This is a genomic window from Streptomyces sp. NPDC006711, assembly GCF_042869775.1.
In the GTDB taxonomy this organism is placed as follows: Bacteria; Actinomycetota; Actinomycetes; order Streptomycetales; family Streptomycetaceae; genus Streptomyces.
The window spans coordinates 50,285-67,427 of the sequence record NZ_JBIAGO010000001.1; the positions used below are offsets into that span (position 1 = coordinate 50,285).

The 17,143-nt window shown below is 72.3% G+C and carries 13 protein-coding genes; 4 read left to right on the top strand and 9 right to left on the bottom strand.

Features of this window, described 5'->3' with window-relative positions; all coding sequences use genetic code 11:
• Positions 1-80 precede the first annotated feature (80 nt).
• Entirely contained in the window at positions 81-863 is a 783-nt protein-coding gene (locus tag ACFYM2_RS00230; RefSeq protein WP_388462143.1) for an SDR family oxidoreductase, read from the top strand.
• Positions 864-939: 76 nt separating this feature from the next.
• On the opposite strand, the gene ACFYM2_RS00235 is transcribed toward ACFYM2_RS00230, so the two are convergent.
• From ACFYM2_RS00235 to ACFYM2_RS00245, 3 genes are all read right to left on the bottom strand, one after another.
• The gene (locus ACFYM2_RS00235) at positions 940-1,341 is read right to left on the bottom strand and encodes a hypothetical protein (protein ID WP_388832068.1); all 402 of its coding nucleotides are present in this window, start codon (positions 1,339-1,341) and stop codon (positions 940-942) included.
• Between the two features lie 82 nt (positions 1,342-1,423).
• Positions 1,424-2,542: an ADP-ribosylglycohydrolase family protein gene (locus tag ACFYM2_RS00240; protein ID WP_359008286.1), complete on the bottom strand. Its 1,119-nt coding sequence runs from the start codon at positions 2,540-2,542 to the stop codon at positions 1,424-1,426.
• A gap of 528 nt (positions 2,543-3,070) precedes the next feature.
• Complete coding sequence (locus ACFYM2_RS00245; protein ID WP_388832071.1) at positions 3,071-5,665, bottom strand: bifunctional FO biosynthesis protein CofGH; 2,595 nt, start codon at positions 5,663-5,665, stop codon at positions 3,071-3,073.
• Between the two features lie 912 nt (positions 5,666-6,577).
• Between ACFYM2_RS00245 and ACFYM2_RS00250 the strand changes: the two genes are divergently transcribed.
• The 3 genes from ACFYM2_RS00250 (at position 6,578) to ACFYM2_RS00260 (ending at position 9,174) form a co-directional block, all read left to right on the top strand.
• Entirely contained in the window at positions 6,578-8,113 is a 1,536-nt protein-coding gene (locus ACFYM2_RS00250) for a CehA/McbA family metallohydrolase (protein WP_388832074.1), read from the top strand.
• Positions 8,114-8,206: 93 nt separating this feature from the next.
• Positions 8,207-8,809: a Uma2 family endonuclease gene (locus tag ACFYM2_RS00255; protein WP_388832077.1), complete on the top strand. Its 603-nt coding sequence runs from the start codon at positions 8,207-8,209 to the stop codon at positions 8,807-8,809.
• A gap of 41 nt (positions 8,810-8,850) precedes the next feature.
• On the top strand, positions 8,851-9,174 hold the full coding sequence (locus tag ACFYM2_RS00260; RefSeq protein ID WP_350230959.1) for a putative quinol monooxygenase: 324 nt from the start codon (positions 8,851-8,853) through the stop codon (positions 9,172-9,174).
• 13 nt (positions 9,175-9,187) lie between these two features.
• Here ACFYM2_RS00260 and ACFYM2_RS00265 read toward each other — a convergent pair whose 3' ends face one another.
• From ACFYM2_RS00265 to ACFYM2_RS00290, 6 genes are all read right to left on the bottom strand, one after another.
• Complete coding sequence (locus ACFYM2_RS00265; RefSeq protein WP_388832080.1) at positions 9,188-10,627, bottom strand: aldehyde dehydrogenase family protein; 1,440 nt, start codon at positions 10,625-10,627, stop codon at positions 9,188-9,190.
• A gap of 53 nt (positions 10,628-10,680) precedes the next feature.
• Positions 10,681-12,420: a D-aminoacylase gene (locus ACFYM2_RS00270; protein ID WP_359007954.1), complete on the bottom strand. Its 1,740-nt coding sequence runs from the start codon at positions 12,418-12,420 to the stop codon at positions 10,681-10,683.
• Between the two features lie 993 nt (positions 12,421-13,413).
• Positions 13,414-14,535 carry an LLM class flavin-dependent oxidoreductase gene (locus ACFYM2_RS00275; RefSeq protein WP_359007957.1) on the bottom strand — a complete coding sequence of 374 codons (1,122 nt, stop codon included), beginning with the start codon at positions 14,533-14,535 and terminating at the stop codon, positions 13,414-13,416.
• 154 nt (positions 14,536-14,689) lie between these two features.
• Positions 14,690-15,475: an SDR family NAD(P)-dependent oxidoreductase gene (locus ACFYM2_RS00280; RefSeq protein WP_388832083.1), complete on the bottom strand. Its 786-nt coding sequence runs from the start codon at positions 15,473-15,475 to the stop codon at positions 14,690-14,692.
• A gap of 9 nt (positions 15,476-15,484) precedes the next feature.
• Entirely contained in the window at positions 15,485-16,429 is a 945-nt protein-coding gene (locus tag ACFYM2_RS00285; RefSeq protein WP_388832086.1) for an LLM class F420-dependent oxidoreductase, read from the bottom strand.
• 181 nt (positions 16,430-16,610) lie between these two features.
• The gene (locus tag ACFYM2_RS00290; protein WP_388832089.1) at positions 16,611-17,081 is read right to left on the bottom strand and encodes a hypothetical protein; all 471 of its coding nucleotides are present in this window, start codon (positions 17,079-17,081) and stop codon (positions 16,611-16,613) included.
• Between the last annotated feature and the right edge of the window lie 62 nt (positions 17,082-17,143).

A 17,143-nucleotide genomic window follows, 5' to 3' on the forward strand; every position in this document is an offset into this window, starting at 1 on the left:
CCGCATCCCTTCCCTCCGTCACCGGACGGACTTACTCTGACGCTCCGTCAGAAGATGCGCCAGGGCCGGGAGATGACCGGATGCTGTTACGTGGGAAGACCGTCGTCGTGTCCGGGGTGGGGGCCGGGCTCGGGCACCAGGTCGCGGCCGCCGTCGTACGCGAAGGGGGCAACGCGGTGCTCGGCGCGCGCACCGAGGCCAACCTCGCGCAGTGCGCCGCCGAGATCGACCCGGGTGGTGCCCGCACCGCCCTGCTGCCCACCGACATCACCGACGCGTCCCAGTGCGAAGCCCTCGCGGCGCTCGCCGTGGAGCGGTTCGGCGCCATCGACGCGGTCGTCCATGTCGCCGCCTGGGACAGCTACTTCGGCGGCGTGGCCGACGCGGACCTCGCCACCTGGCAGCAGGTCATGGACGTGAACCTGCTGGGCACCCTGCGCATGACCCGGGCCTGCCTGCCCGCGCTCAGGGCGCGCGGCGGGTCCGTCGTCATCATCGGTACGCAGTCGGCGGTGGCGGCGCCCTCGCAGGTGCGGCAGGCGGCGTACGCGGCGTCCAAGGGCGCGCTGACGTCCGCGATGTACTCGATGGCGCGCGAGTTCGGACCGGACCGGATCCGGGTCAACACGGTGCTTCCCGGCTGGATGTGGGGGCCGCCGGTGCGGGCGTACGTCCAGTTCACGGCGGCCGCCGAGGGCGTGTCCGAACAGGAGGTGCTGGGCCGGCTCACCGAGCGCATGGCCCTGCCGGACCTCGCCACGGACCGGGACGTGGCGGAGGCGGTGGCCTTCCTCGCCTCCGACCGGGCCCGCGCGATCACCGGCCAGTCGCTCCTGGTGAACGCGGGCGAGCTGATGAGGTGACCGCCGGCGTGGGGAGAGGCCCGGACGCGCCTGGTTGCCGCAGACCCGGGGACGCGGCGGGCCGGTGCGGGCGGGGTCAGCCGACGATCTGCGCGTCGTCGCGGTGCGCGCCCCGGCGCTCGTAGCCGGCCGCGCGGTCCTCGGCGTCCGGCGGGCAGTGCCGGCCCGCGTCCTGCGCCCCCTCCGCTTCCTCTTCTTCGGCCGCCTCCTCGTCCATCACCATGTCGTCGACGGCCTGCTGGGCGTCGCGGGCGTCGTACGGGGGGAGTTCGCCCTCACGGGCCGAGGGGTCGGTGACGGCGGGCTCGGTCTCGTTCTGGGCGTAGCTCTGTTGACCTGCGGCGTCGTCGGCCGGGGCGGCGGAGGCGGGGACCGCGGCGCACCCGAGCAGCGCGAGGGCGACCAGCGGGCCGGTGAACCAGCGGGCCGGCGGGGTACGGCGGGCGTGCGTGGTGCGGGCCCTGGGAAGGGGGGTCATGGGAACGACCCTGACGAAGGACACGGTACGCGCGCGAGGGACACGCGGCGTCAGCGCGGTTCCTTCGCCCGTACGAGTGGTTTCAGCCCCTCGGATAGCGCAGCAGCCAGCCCGCCGTGTTGACGGCCGGGCCGTGCAGGGCGGGGCCCTGGGTCATCTCCATCGCGAAGTCGTCGGCCAGTTCCAGGACGGTCGCGCGGCCCTCCAGCTGGGCGAGCCAGGCGGGCGGCAGCGCGGTCTCGCCGTGCATCGCGCCGAGCAGGCTGCCGCAGACGGTGCCGGTGGCGTCGGACGGGCCGTCGTGGTTGACGGCGAGCAGCAGCCCGTGCCGGACGTCCTCGCCGACCAGCGCGCAGTACACGGCGATCGCGAGCGTTTCCGGGGCGCGGTGCCCGGTGCCGAGGGTGGCCACGAGCGCCGGGCTCGGCATGCCCTGGCGCACGGCGCCGAGCGCGTGCCGCAGCGCGTCGGTGACCGGCTCGTGGCCCGGGCGCACGGCGAGCTGCGCCAGGGCCCGCTGGACGGCGCCGTCCATGGACTCGCCCCGGGCGAGCCCGTGCACGACGACGGCGAGCGCGCCCGCCGAGAGATACGCCGCCGGGTCGCCGTGGGTCTGCGCCGCGCACTCCACGGCGAGTTGCAGCACCAACTGCGGCTCCCAGCCCACGAGCAGGCCGAACGGCGCGGAGCGGGTGAGGGCGGCGGGGTCGTCGGCGCCCGGGTTCTTGGGCTGCTCCAGGGTGCCCATGATGTCGTCGCCGAGCCCGACCAGACAGGCCTTGGCCGGGTCGCGCCGCGCGTAGAGCCATTCCTCGCGGGCCAGCCAGCCGTTGTCCTCGCGGCGCTCGTCGGGGCCCCAGTCGCGCTGGGTCGCGGCCCAGCGCAGATGTGCCCGGTGCACGTCGGTGGGCGGGTGCCAGGCGCCGGTGTCGCGGCGGACCTGGGCGCGTATGAGGCCGTCCACGGTGAACAGGGTGAGCTGGGTGGCCGCGGTCACGGTGCCCGTGCGGCCGTGCGCCGGGGCGAGGTCGCTCAGCGCGTCCGGGCCGTGCCGCTCGCGGATCTCGCTCAGCGCGAGCCCGGCGACGCCCGCGCCCAGGGTGTCCCCGATCGCCCCGCCCAGCAGGCAGCCCCGTACCCGGCTGCGGAAGTCCTGCTGTTCGGCCCGGCCCCATATGGGTGTGGATGCGGCTGCGCTCATGCGGCAGCACGGTACCCGAACGAATGCCCCCTTTTAAGTGTGCCCACCCCCAACCCCGTCCGGCCTGAACGCCCTCGTCCTCAAACGCCGGACGGGCTGAGGTTGCCGGTGCGGGCCAGCACCAACCCCGCCAGGGGCGCGGGGAACTGCGCGAGAAGCGACCACGACCCGCAGCCGACGTCCCTGGGGATCTGCCCCAGACCCCATTCGCGCTGAAGGCGCTCGTCCTCAATCGCCGGACGGGCTGAGGTTGCCGGTGCGTGCCAGCACAAGCCCCGCCAGGGGCGCGGGGAACTGCGCGCTCGGCCCAGCACGGTCCGCAGCCAACACCCCTGGGGCTCCGCCCCAGACCCCGATCGGCCTGAACGGCCTCGTCCTCAAACTCCCCCAAGGCCTTAAGGGCCAGGGGGGACCCCCATGACAGGCTGAAGTTGCCGACGTGGGCGAGCGCCAAATAGTCAGGGGCGCGGGGAACTGCGCGAGCAGGCGTCCACCACCCGCACCCTCAAGCGGACGCACGTCGCCGCGTCACGCGTCCAGGACGGGAAGCAGCGCCGGCAGATGGCCGTCCGACGTGTGGGCCGTCTCGACCCGCTCGGGCGGCACGTCACCGTACAGAGTCGTACGCGGACGCGCCCCCCGCCCCGCCGCCCGCGCGATCGCCTCCAGGTCCTTGACGGATCGGTACGAGCCGTAACTGGAGCCCGCCATACGGGAGATGGTCTCCTCCATCAGCGTCCCGCCCAGATCGTTCGCGCCCGAGCGCAGCATCTGCGCCGCCCCCTCCTGCCCCAGCTTCACCCAGCTGGTCTGGATGTTGGGGATGTGGGGGTGCAGGAGGAGACGGGCCATCGCCGTCACCGCCCGGTTGTCGCGGTCGGTGGGCCCGGGCCGCGCGATGCCCGCCAGATACACCGGCGCGTTGGTGTGGATGAAGGGCAGCGTCACGAACTCCGTGAACCCGCCCGTCTCCTGCTGGAGGCGCGCCAGCGTCCGCAGGTGGCCCAGCCAGTGCCGGGGCTGGTCGACATGCCCGTACATCATCGTGGAGGAGGACCGGATGCCCAGCTCGTGCGCGGTCCTGATCACCTCGATCCACGTGGCCGCCGGCAGCTTGCCCTTGGTCAGGATCCAGCGGACCTCGTCGTCCAGGATCTCCGCCGCCGTGCCCGGGATCGAGTCCAGGCCCGCCGCCTTCGCCTCGGTCAGCCACTCGCGGATGGACATCCCGGTACGCGTCGTGCCGTTCACCACCTCCATCGGCGAGAAGGCGTGGACGTGCATCCCCGGCACCCGCTCCTTCACCGCGCGCGCGATGTCGAAGTAGGCCGTGCCGGGCAGGTCGGGGTGGATGCCGCCCTGCATGCAGACCTCGACCGCCCCCACGTCCCACGCCTGCTGGGCCCGGTCGGCGACCTGGGACAGGGACAGCGTGTACGCGTCGGCGTCCGTGCGGCGCTGCGCGAAGGCGCAGAACCGGCAGCCGGTGTAGCAGACGTTGGTGAAGTTGATGTTGCGCGTGACGATGTACGTCACGTCGTCGCCCACCATCGACGCGCGGACGTCGTCCGCGACCGCGCACAGCGCGTCGAGCGCGTCGCCGTCCGCGTGCAGCAGCGCCAGCGCCTCCTCGTCGGTGAGCCGGGTCGGGTCGTCGGCGGCGGTCGCCAGCGCCTGGCGTACGTCCGCGTCGATGCGGGACGGCACCATGCCGGGGGCGGCCGCCTCGCGCAGCTGCGCCCAATCGCCGTACACGGAGTCGAAGTCCTCGCGGCGGTCGCCGGTGCGGCCCTCGGTGTCGATGGTGCGGTGCAGGTCGGTGCGGCCGGTGCCGGTGAAACCCTCGTCGGGCTCCTGCCAGGGCCGCCCGCGCACCTCCGCGTCCGCGTCGGCCAGACCCGTCTCCGGGTCGGCGAGCGCGCGCACGTGCGGCAGCAGCCTGGGGTCGAGCCAGGGCTCGCCGCGCTGGACGAACTCCGGGTAGATGCACAGCCGTTCGCGCAGGACGAACCCCGCCGCCGCCGACTTCTGCGCCAGCTCCTCGATCCGGGGCCAGGGCCGCTCGGGGTTGACGTGGTCGATGGTGACCGGCGAGACCCCGCCCCAGTCGTCGATGCCCGCGCCGATCAGCCGCCCGTACTCCCCCGCCACCAGGTTCGGCGGCGCCTGGAGGCAGGCGGCGGGACCCATGATGTGCCGGGCGACGGCGACCGTCGCCACCAGGTCGTCGAGTTCGGCGTCCGGCATGCCGCGCATCGCCGTGTCCGGCTTGGCGCGGAAGTTCTGGATGATCAGTTCCTGGACGCCGTGGTAGGCGCGCGCCACCCGGCGCAGCGCGAACAGCGAGTCGGCGCGCTCCTCGTACGTCTCGCCGATGCCGATGAGCAGCCCGCTGGTGAACGGCACGGATGAGCGGCCCGCGTCCTCCAACACCCGCAGCCGCACGGCCGGTTCCTTGTCCGGGGAGCCGTAGTGGGGGCCGCCGGGCTCGGACCACAGGCGGGTCGCGGTGGTCTCCAGCATCATGCCCATGGAGGGCGCGACGGGCTTGAGCCGCTGGAAGTCGGTCCAGGACAGAACGCCCGGGTTGAGGTGCGGGAGCAGGCCCGTCTCCTCCAGGATGCGGATGGACATGGCGCGTACGTAGGCGATGGTGTCGTCGTAGCCGTGCGCGTCGAGCCATTCGCGGGCCTCGGGCCAGCGGTCCTCGGGCTTGTCGCCGAGGGTGATCAGGGCTTCCTTGCAGCCCAGTTCGGCGCCTCGGCGCGCGACGTCCAGCACTTCGTCGGGGGACATGAACATGCCGTGACCGGCGCGGCGCAGCTTGCCGGGCACGGTGACGAAGGTGCAGTAGTGGCAGGTGTCCCGGCACAGCCGGGTGAGCGGGATGAACACGCTCTTGGAGTACGTGATGACGCCGGGGCGGCCGGCCGCGGCGAGGCCCGCGTCGCGGACCCGGGCGGCGGAGGCGGTGAGGTCGTCGAGGTCGGCGCCGCGGGCCTGGAGCAGGACGGCGGCCTCGGTGACGTCGAGGGCGACGCCGTCCCTCGCGCGTTTCAGCGCGCGCCGCGTCGCGTTGGCGGTCGGGCCGTCTGCCTGCGGGGTCCCCGCGCGGGTGCTCATCCACCGAGCATACGAGCCACCCCACCCCGGCTGCCCCGGCCCCCATTCGCGCACGCCGGACGGGCCGACCATGCCCACGCGGGCCGGCACCGACCCCGCCAAGAGGCGCGAGGAACCGCGCGCCCAGCCACCCACGGCCCGCACCCGAGCTCCCTGGGGCTCCGCCCCAGACCCCGTCGCGCCTGAAGGGCGCTCGTCCTCAAACGCCGGACGGGCTGGGTATGCGGATGTGGGCCAGCACCGACCCCGCCAAGGGGCGCGGGGAACTGCGCGCTCAGCCACGCACGGTCGGCAGCCGGGACTCCTGGGACTCCGCCCCAGACCCCGTTTCGCGCTGAACGCGCTCGTCCTCAATCGCCGGACAGGCTGAGGTTGCCCACGCGGGCCAGCACCAGATGCTCAGCGGCGCGCGACGGGCTGAGGTATGTCCAGCCCCGCCAGGGGCGCGGGGAACTGCGCGACCAGCCACCCACGGCCCGCAGCCGAACTCCCTGGGGCTCCGCCCCAGACCCCGTGCCGCGCCTTAAGGGCGCTCGTCCTCAAACGCCGGCTGAGGTTGCCTCTACGGGCCCGCACCGAGACCGCCAGGGGCGGCGGGCTGTGTGTGCGGGCCAGCACCAGCCCCGCCAGGGGCGCGGGGAACTGCGCGACCAGCCCAGCACGGCCCGCAGCCAGGGCACCTGGGGCTCCGCCCCAAACGCCGGACGGGCTGGGTAGGTCTGCCCTGACCGGCGTCGGATGCTCAGGGGCGCGGGGAACTGCGCGACCGGCCAGACACGACCCGCACCGACCCGCACCGCCCCGCCCGCACCCGGAATTGGCCACCCCGCCTCAACTCCCCACCCCCCGGCGTTCATCCACGGGTATGACACTGGAACCAACGCCCCACCCAACCCGTTGGGAGCTCAGCCCATGACCGAGAACGGACCGACCGCACCCGGAACCATCGGCAGGCGAGGCCTCCTCGCGACCGGCGCCGCCGCCGCGCTCACCCTGGGGCCCGTGACCTTCGCGGACGCGGCACCCCGCACCGGCGCCGGCACCGGACCCCGCCCCGACGAGACCAGAGTGGTGCGCGGCACCCTGCCGCCCGGGTCCCCGGACTTCGTCTACCTGCCCGTACACGTGCCGCGCGGCGTCCGCGAGTTGGCGGTCTCGTACGCGTACGAGAAGGCGAGCGTCCCGGCCGGCACCCAGAACAACGCCCTCGACATCGGCGTCTTCGACGAACGCGGCACGGCACTCGGCGGAGCCGGGTTCAGGGGCTGGTCGGGCGGGGCGCGCACGGAATTCTTCATCCGGGCCGACGACGCCACCCCGGGCTATCTGCGCGGCCCCATACGCCCGGGCACCTGGCACATCGCGCTCGGCCCGTACACGGTCGCCCCGCAGGGCCTGCCCTACACGGTGACGGTCACGCTGAAGTACGGCGAGCCCGGCGCGACCCCGGCGCCCGGCTACCCCCCGCCCCGCGCCAAGGGCCGGGGCCGCGCCTGGTACCGGGGCGACTGCCATCTGCACTCGGTCCACTCCGACGGCGGCCGCACCCCGGCCCAGATCGCGGCGCTGGCCCGCGCGGCGGGCCTTGACTTCATCAACACCTCCGAGCACAACACGACGTCGGGCCACCGCGCCTGGCAGGGCCTGTGGGGCGACGACCTGCTGATCATGACGGGCGAGGAGATCACCACCCGCAACGGCCACGTGGTCGCCCTCGGCACCGAACCGGGCCACTTCATCGACTGGCGCTACCGGGCGAGGGACAACCGTTTCGGCCACTTCGCGCGCGAGGTCCGCGCGGCGGGCGGCCTGGTGGTCCCGGCCCACCCGCACGCCACGTGCGTCGGCTGCAACTGGAAGTTCGGCTTCGGCGAGGCGGACGCGGTGGAGGTGTGGAACGGCCCGTACACCCCCGACGACGAGGCGACCCTGCTCGAATGGGACAACTCCCTTGTGGTGGCGGCCCGTTCGGGCTGGCCGTGGCTGCCCGCGATGGGCAACAGCGACGCCCACCGCGACCCGGACCGCGTCGGCGGCCCCCAGACGGTGGTCCTGGCCGACGACCTGACGACCCGGGCGATCCAGGCCGGCCTGAGGGCGGGGCGTTCGTACGTGGCGGAGTCGGCGGAGGTCTCCTTGTCCTTCGGCGTCTCGGGAGGCCGCGGCGGGCACGCCGGCATCGGCGAACGCCTGCGGGCCGCGCCCGACGAGCAGGTGACCGCCCGCCTCGAAGTGCGCGGCGCCCCCGGCTGCACGGTCGCCTTCGTCACCGACCAGGGCACCCTGTACACGACCCAGCTGCCCGCGTCGGGCACCGGCACGGCCACCTGGCGGACGACCCCGGCCAACGCCGCCTACCTCCGCGCCGAGGTCCGCCACCCCCCGCCCGCCCCGGGCCTGCCGGGCCCCCTGACCGCGTTCACCAACCCGGTGTTCCTGGGCGGATGAGCTGCCGCGACACGGGCGTGACGCCGTCACCGTGCGTATCGTTGTACCGCGCGGCCGTGTTCGTTCGGGACGCGGCCGGGGAGGAGCGCCACGATGACCGTTGTCGACGACCGCAACACTGACGACAGGATCGAGATGGCCGAGCACAGGGACAGCGAGCACACGCTCGACACGCTGTTCGCGTGGCTGGAAAGGACCGCCCCCGAGGGTTTCCGGATCGACATCGTCCAGGGGGGCATCTTCATGACGCCGCAGCGGAGGGTCCACTGGGACATCATCGCGAACATCTTCGAACAGCTGAGGACAGGATTCGCCCGGAATCGGATCCTCTCCGACGTCCGGATCGATTACCCCGGGCATCTCAACGGTTTCTGCTCCGACATCACCCTTGTGTCGGCAGCGGCCGTCGAGCACGGCACGCGGCGCTTCGTCCACGACGACGTGGAATTCGTCGCCGAGGTCGTTTCGAAGGGGACCGGCGCCAACGACTACGGCCCGAAACGGACCGCGTACGCCAGGGCCGAGATCCCGGTGTACCTGATCGCCGACCCGTACCAGGGCAAGTGCCACCTTTACACCGAGCCCAAGGAGGGGGACTACACCAGCGAGCTCCAGGTGTCCTTCGGGACCGACATCGACCTGACCCGGACCGTCGTCGGCCTCGTCCTCACGACCGACGAGTTCCCCCGGGATTGACCCGGTTTGCCACGGGACAATCCGACCGGCACGGTAGAGGCATGATCTTCATCGCCGTCAGGTTCACCGTCCGCCCCGAGCACGCCGACAACTGGCTCACCATCGTCGACGACTTCACCCAGGCCACCCGCGCCGAGCCGGGCAACCTCTTCTACGACTGGTCGCGCAGCGTGGACGACCCCACCCAGTACACCCTGCTGGAAGCCTTCGCCGACGAGGCGGCCGGGGCGGCGCACGTCGACTCCGACCACTTCAGGGCCGGGATGGAGTCCATGGCCGGCGCCATCGCCGCCACCCCGGACATCATCAACGTGCAGGTGCCGGGCCAGGGCTGGAACAAGATGGCCGAGCTCCAGCCCAAGTAGCGCGGACCGGGTGTCAGCCGGGCCAGACGATCGACTGGAGTTCGCTGTACGCGTGCAGCGCGTACGAGCCGACGTCCCGGCCCACCCCGCTCTTCTTGAAGCCGCCGAACGGCGCCTCCATGTTGCGGCCGATCGTGTTCACGCCGACCCCGCCCGCGCGCAGCCGCCGGGCGACCCGGAAGGCGCGGGCCACGTCCCGTGACCACACGTAGTCGAGCAGCCCGTACTCGCTGTCGTTGGCCAGCGCGACGCCCTCCTCCTCGTCGTCGAAGGGGATGACGACCACCACCGGGCCGAAGATCTCCTCGCGGGCCACCCGCATGTCGTTGGTGCACCCCGCGAGGAGGGTCGGCGCCACATAGAACCCCCGCTCCGGGCAAGGGCGTTGGCCGCCCGCGAGGACCGTCGCGCCCTCCTTGCGCCCCAGCTCCACATAGGACTCCACCCGGTCGCGGTGGGCGGCCGAGATCACCGGCCCGACCACCGTGTCCCGCGCGGTGGGATCCCCCACCTTCAGCGCTCCCGCGTACGCCGCGAGCCGGTCCACCAGCTGGTCGTGGACGCCGCGCTGGACCAGGACCCGGGTCGGCGCGGTGCAGATCTGGCCGCTGTAGAAGGCGAAGGTGGTGCCGATGCCCCGGACCGCCGACGCCAGGTCGGCGTCGTCGAAGACGAGCGCGGCCCCCTTGCCGCCCAGCTCCATCAGCTGCCGCTTCATGGCGCGCCCGCACACCTCGGCGATGCGCTGCCCGACGACGGTGGAGCCGGTGAAGGAGACCATGTCGACGTCGGGCGAGTCGACCGCCGCCTCGCCGACCGCCGGCGCGGAGCCGGTGACCACGTTGACGACCCCGGGCGGCGCCCCCGCCTCCTCCAGCGCCGCCGCCATCCTGAACACCGACAGCGGATCCTGCGGCGCCGGCTTCACCACCACCGTGTTGCCCATCGCGAGCGCGGGCGCGACCTTGCCCGCCGGGTTGGCCCAGGGGTTGTTGTACGAGGTGACGCAGGTGACCACCCCGACCGGCTGCCGCACGGCGAGCGCCCCGAGCACCCCCGCGCCTCCCATCGGCCCGGCCTCGTTGACCTGTGGCACGAGAGCCCGCTCCACCGGCTCAAGCGCGCCCCTGGCGTACCGCCTGAACCGTGAGATCCCCACCTCGACCTGCATGCCGCGCGCGGTGGCCGCGGTGGCGCCGGTCTCGGCGCGGGCGAGCTCGGCGTTGGACACGACGTCGCGCCGCATGAGGTCGGCGGCCCGGTCCAGGATCGCGGCCCGCTCCTCGGGACGCGTGCGCGACCAGGCGCCGAAGGCCTCCCGCGCGGCCGCAGCCGCCCCGTACACCTGCGCACGGCTCGCCTCGGGCGCGAACCCCACCACCTCCTCGGTGGCGGGGTCGAGCACGGGGTAGTACCCGCCGTCGGGCACGACCCAGGCCCCACCAATGAACAACTGCCGCTTTTCCTGGCCCACTTGGCTCGTTCGGCCCACTTGGCCCGCTTGGCTCACTTGGTGCTCACCGTCCTGGTGTCGCGCCCCGAGCGCAGCACCGTGCCGGGCACCGCGCCCGTCACCCGGTCCTCGCGCAGCGTCTCGACGCCATTGACCCGGACCGAGACGACACCGATGGCCTTGGAGTCGAGCCGGGGGCTGCTGCCCGGCAGGTCGTGCACGAGCGTGGCGGGCCCGGCCTCGATCCGTTCCGGGTCGAACAGGACGAGGTCGGCGTGGCACCCCTCCTCGATCCGGCCGCGCCCGCGCAGCCCGAACAGGCGGGCGGGATCGTCGGTGAGCATCTTCACGGCCCGCTCCAGCGGAACGAGCCGGCGCCCGCGCAGACAGTCCCCGAGGAAACGCGTGGTGTACGGGGCGCCGCACATCCGGTCCAGGTGGGCCCCGGCGTCGGAGCCGCCGAGCAGCACGTCCTCGTGCTCCCATGTCTCGCGGCGCAGCGCCCAGGTGGCGGGGTCGTTGTCGGTCGGCATGGGCCACAGGACCGTCCGCAGGCGGTCGTTGGCACAGATCTCGACGAGACAGTGGAAGGGGTCGAGCCCGCGCTCGGCGGCGATGTCCTTGACCACCCGCCCCGTAAGGCCCTCGTTCTCGGGGCTGTAGGTGTCGCCGATGACGTACCGCCCGAAGTCCGCGAGCCGCCGGAAGATCCCGGCTTCCTTGCTCTCGGCGCGGCGCAGCATCTCGGCCCGTACGCCGGCGTCGCGCAGCCTGGCGATGCGTTCGGGTACGGGCAGGCCGAGGACGTCGCCCCAGCCGGGGATCAGATTGAGGGCGCAGAAGGTGCCGAGCGACATGTTCATGGGGGTGAGGATCGGCATGGTCAGCGCGACGATCCGCCCTCCGGCCCGGCGCGCGCGCTCACTGGCGAGGAGCTGGCGCGGTACGCGTTCGGGTACGGCGGCGTCGATGGTCAGCACGTTCCAGTTGAGCGGGCGTCCGGCGGCGGCGCTCATCTCGACGAGCAGGTCGATCTCGTCGTCCGCGAACCGGTCGAGGCACCCGGCGACGATCGCTTCGAGCTGCGTCCCCTCGTGCTGTCCCACGGCCTCGCTCAGCGCGATCAGCTCGCCGGGCAGCGCGTGCCGGGACGCCACGGGTTGGCCGTCGCCGTCGGAGTGGGTGGAGGACTGGGTGGTGGAGAGCCCCCAGGCGCCGGCGTCCATGGCGTCGTGGAGCAGCGCCAGCATGGCGTCGAGCTGCGCGGGGCTCGGCTGCCCGCCGACGGCGTCCGGGCCCATCGCGTGGCGTCGCAGGGCGCAGTGCCCGACCATGAACCCGGCGTTGACGGCGATCCGCCCGTCGAGGGCGTCCAGGTACTGCCCGAAGCTGTTCCACCCCCAACTCACCCCTTCCTCAAGGGCCTTGAGGGACATCCCCTCCACCTTGGACATCATGCGCCGGGTGTAGTCGGCGTCCTCGGGGCGGTCGGGGTGGAGCGGGGCGAGGGTGAATCCGCAGTTGCCGCCGGCGACGGTGGTGACGCCGTGGTTCATGGACGGCGTGGCGTAGGGGTCCCAGAAGAGCTGGGCGTCGTAGTGGGTGTGCGGATCGACGAACCCGGGCGCGAGGACGAGACCGGTGGCGTCCTCGCGGGTGGCGGCGGCCTCGGTGACGGCGCCGGGGGCGGCGACGGTGGCGATCCGTCCGCCGCGTATGCCGACGTCGGCGAGGCGAGCGGGGGTGCCGGTCCCGTCCACGAGGGTGGCGCCCTTGATCAGGTGGTCGAGCATGGGATGCCTTCCGGGGGTGCGGGGTGGGTGTGGGTGGGTGCGGGCCGACCCCGGTGCGGGTCGGATGCCGTTCGGGGCCGGATGCGGTGCGGGTCCGGGTGCCGTTCGGGCCCCGGGTGCCGTACGAGCCCGGGTGCCGGGTGGGGCCGCCCCCGGCCGGGGGGCGCCGCGGTGGGCCTCCGGCCGGGGGTGGTTACGAGACGGCGGTCCGGGAAGGCGCCGCCTCGGGTCTGGTTCGGGGGTCTGGTCCGGGCCGGCCCGGGATTTCCCCCACCCCGCCCCTTCCCGAAACCCTCCGGGGGTTCGTTGGGTGCGGGTCGTGCGTGGCTGGTCGCGCAGTTCCCCGCGCCCCTGGCAGGGCTGGTGCTGGCCCGCACACACAGCCCGCCGCCCCTGGCGGTCTCGGTGCGGGCCCGTAGAGGCATCCCCAGCCTGTCATGGGGGTCCCCCCTGGCCCTCAAGGCCTTGGGGGAGATTGAGGACGAGCGCCCTTCAGGCGCGATACGGGGTCTGGGGCGGAGCCCCAGGAGCCTCGGCTGCGGACCGTGCTGGGCTGGTCGCGCAGTTCCCCGCGCCCCTGGCAGGGCTGGTGCTGGCCCGCACACACAGCCCGCCGCCCCTGGCAGGGCTGGTGCTGGCCCGCACACACAGCCCGCCGCCCCTGGCGGTCTCGGTGCGGGCCCGTAGAGGCATCCCCAGCCTGTCATGGGGGTCCCCCCCTGGCCCTTAAGGCCTTGGGGGAGATTGAGGACGAGGCCGTTCAGGCCGAACGGGGTCTGGGGCGGAGCCTCAGGGACCCCGGCTGCGGACCGTGCGTGGCTGGCCGCGCAGTTCCCCGCGCCCCTGCCGGGGTTGGCGCTGGCCCGCATCGGCATACCCAGCCCGTCATGGGGGTCCCCCCTGGCCCTTAAGGCCTTGGGAGAGTTTGAGGACGAGCGCGTTCAGCGCGAACGGGGTCTGGGGCGGAGGCCCAGGGGGCTGGGGCGCGGCGGGTCAGGATGCGGCGCGGAAGCGGGACGTGCGGTGGACCGGGTCCGTGTCGATGACCGGAATCACATGCTCCCCAATCAACCGAATCGTCTGCACCGTGTCGTCGAACGACACCCCGATCGGCAACCCGAACGACAACTGATCCGCCCCCGCCTGCTCCCACCGCTTGCACTGCGCCGTCACCTCATCAGGATCCCCACAGATCATCAACTCCTCCGAGATGAGCAATTCAATGATCTCCTCGGTGTACTCCGGCAGCAGCTCCGGCCACCGCGGAATCCCCTCGGGCCGAGGAAACGTGTCGTGGTAGCGGAACACCAACGACTGCAACCGGTTCAGCCCGCCCCCCACCGCGATCCGCACCGCCTCCTCGTGCGTCGGCGCACAAATCGCCGTGGACGTCACCATCACGTTGTCGTTGACGAACGCACCGACCGGCTCGGCGTCCCGGATCGCCGTCTTGTACTGCTCCAGGACCCACTCCATGTCGGAGACCTTCTGCACGGAGAACCCGAGCACCCCCAACCCCTTGCGCGCCGCCATCGCGTACGAGGAGGGCGACCCGGCGGCGTACCACATGGCCGGGTGCGACGCCCCGTACGGCTTGGGCAGGATCTTCCGGGGCGGCAGCGACCAGTGCTTCCCCTGAAACCCCTGGTACTCGTCCTGGAGCCACATCTTGGGGAACTCCGCGATGGTCTCCTCCCAGATTTCCTTGGTGTGGTTCATGTCGGTGACACCCGGTATGAACCCCAGGATCTCGTGCGACCCGGCGCCCCGCCCGCTGCCGAACTCGAAGCGTCCCTCGGAGAGATGGTCCAGCATGGCCACCTTCTCGGCGACCTTGACGGGGTGGTTGACCTGGGCCAGCGGGTTGAAGATGCCCGAGCCGAGGTGGATGCGTTCGGTGGCGTGGGCGAGGTAGCCGAGGAAGACCTCGTTCGCGGAGAGGTGGGAGTACTCCTCCAGGAAGTGGTGCTCGGAGGCCCAGGCGTACTTGAACCCGGACTTGTCGGCCTGGATGACGTACTCCGTCTCCTCCATGAGCGCCTTGTGCTCCGCCATGGGGTCGACCGCTGACCGTGCCGCCGGCACGTATCCCTGCACAAAGAGTCCGAATTCCACGGGACTTCTCCTTCATGACGTATCACGTGTTTCTGACGCACCGTCAGATGGTGACGGCTCGACTGTTCCACCGGCCGCCAGCACGGTCAATACCTGACGCATGGTCAGACCAGGGCCCCCAGGCGCCCGAGCCCGGAAGTGGGCTTCGGGGAACTCAGAACAGGGACACCCCGGCCAGCCACCCGCCGTCGATCACGAAGGGCTGTCCCGTGATGTACGAGGAGTCCTGGCAGGACAGGAACAGGGCGAGCGCGGCCACCTCCTCGGGCCGTCCCACCCGGCCGAGCGGCACCAGCTTGCGGTAGAGCTCGTCGAGTGCGGCCGAGGTCTCGGCGGCGTCCGCCGTCGGGTCGAGCTGGGCGGGGTTGGACATGGCGGTGTCGATGGCGCCCGGGCACACCGCGTTGACCCGGATCCCCAGATGCGCGAGTTCGAGCGAGGCGACCCGGGTGAGTCCGAGGATGGCGTGCTTGGTGGCGGCGTACGTCCCCACCGCCGCCATGCCGGTCATCGCGGTGTACGAGGCGGTGTTGACGATGGTGCCGCCCCCAGCGGCGCCGATCTCGGGCGCGACCGTCTTGATCCCGAGGAAACACCCCACCTGATTGACCCGCACCACCTGCATGAACTCATCCAGCGGGGTGTCCACGAGCGCGTTGAACCGCAGGATCCCGGCGTTGTTGACCAGCCCGTCGATCCTCCCGAAGGCGTCCTTCGCGGCGGCGACCGCCTCCACCCACTCCTCCTCGCGGCTCACGTCGAGACGCGTGAACCGAGCGACGCCGTGCCCCAACTCCTTGGCCAACACCTCCCCTTGCTCGTCCAGCACATCCGCGATGACGACCCTGGCCCCCTCGGCCACGAACAGCCGCGCCTCCTGCTCCCCCTGCCCCCGCGCGCCCCCGGTGATGAAGACGACCCGACCGTCCAGCTTGCCCATCGTCGACTCCTAGTCGTTGAGGTGTGGGCCGACCTCGGCCCCGAACGCGGCCATCTGGTCGAGGAGTTCGTCGCATCCCCGCGAGCGGAACCGCACCTGGATCTGGTCCACGCCCATCTCCCCGTACGCACGCAGCGCCGCCGCAAGCGCCTCGGGTTTGCCCGTGAGGGTGCGTCGCCCGGTGTCCCAGCCGGGCTCACCGACGTACAGCGCCTCAGTGATCGCGCCGATGGTGACGGGCTCGTCCACGCCGCCCAGCTCCCGAAGCGCCCGCAACTCGCCTATCTGCTCGCTCAGTTGCCGCCTCGTCCCCCCTTGGGGAAGCCACCCGTCCCCGCGCAGCGCGGCCCGCCGCAGGGCTGCGGGCGACGACCCGCCCACCCAGATCGGCACGCGTCGCTGCGCGGGCCGTGGCCGCTGGCCGAGCCCGCCGAAGGAGAACCGTTCGCCGTGGAACTCGGGGTACTCCTCCGGCCCGAGCGCCGCCCGGAGCGCGTCGATGGTCTCGTCGAGCACGGCCCCCCGGTGCGCGAAGTCCGCGCCGACCGCGTCGAACTCCTCGCGCACGTGCCCGGCCCCGACCCCGAGGATCAGCCGCCCGCCGCTGAGGTGGTCCAGGGTCGCGTACTGCTTGGCGGTGACGAGGGGGTGGCGCAGCCCGACGACCGCGACATGGCTCATCAGCAGGACCCGCTCGGTGACGGCGGCCAAGTGCGCCAGGGTGGCGACGGGGTCGTACCAGACCGTACTCATGGCCCCGGCGAGCCGGCGCGGAATGGCGACGTGGTCGCAGCAGGCAAGGTAGGCGAACCCGGCCCGGTCAGCGGCCCGCGCGATCGCAACGAGGTCACCGGGCCCGGCATCGGCCTCCCAGCGCTCGGCGTAGAGGGTGCTCTGCGATTGCACGGGAAGCTGCATCCCGTACGCGAGACGCCCGTTCGGCACCCTCAACATCGCGCCCTCCCGCTTCACTTGACGCCCCGTCACCCCACCGGGATGGCTCCCATCGTCATAGCTGACGCACCGTCAGGCAAGGGGTGCACGCAGCGCAACCGGCGGCCACACGACCGCCGCCCAGCTGCCCGGGCGTCCCCCAGCCCCTTGTCGGCGCCCCGATTCGAGCGCGATGGCAGCCTCAGAAGCGCTCGATCTTCTTCCCGTCCGGGATCCGGTAGCAGCCGGACACCACCATCAGCCCCAACGCGGGCGGGTTGTCCTTCGTGTAGGAAGCCAGGTTGACGCTGACCTTCTTCTCGTCGTTGTCGGCCGTCAAGCTGAGGTTTCTGTTCTTGCTGGTGTCCCGCTCGTACTCGACCACCTTCCAACCGTGCTTCGGCAACTCGCTCTTGAGCCGTTCCATCACGCCGTCCAGCTCTGCGGCCGTGGCCTTTGCCGGTGTGATGTTCCAGGGGTGGAAGATCGTGAAGTACGTGTCGCGGTCCTTCCCTTCGCACTCCATGACGCCGGGCTGTGTGCTGGAGGCTCTTCCCTTGAGACCGATCAGGTCGTAGAGCTCGCTGGACACCCTCTCCATCGCATCGGCCGCGTCGCTGGTAGTGCTGATGCCCGCGAACGGAATGTCTTGTGAGTTTTTGGAGTCACTCATGCTGCATCCAGTGAGAGTCGTAAGGGCAACGGACAATAACAGCACGGATGAACCGGGCTTCC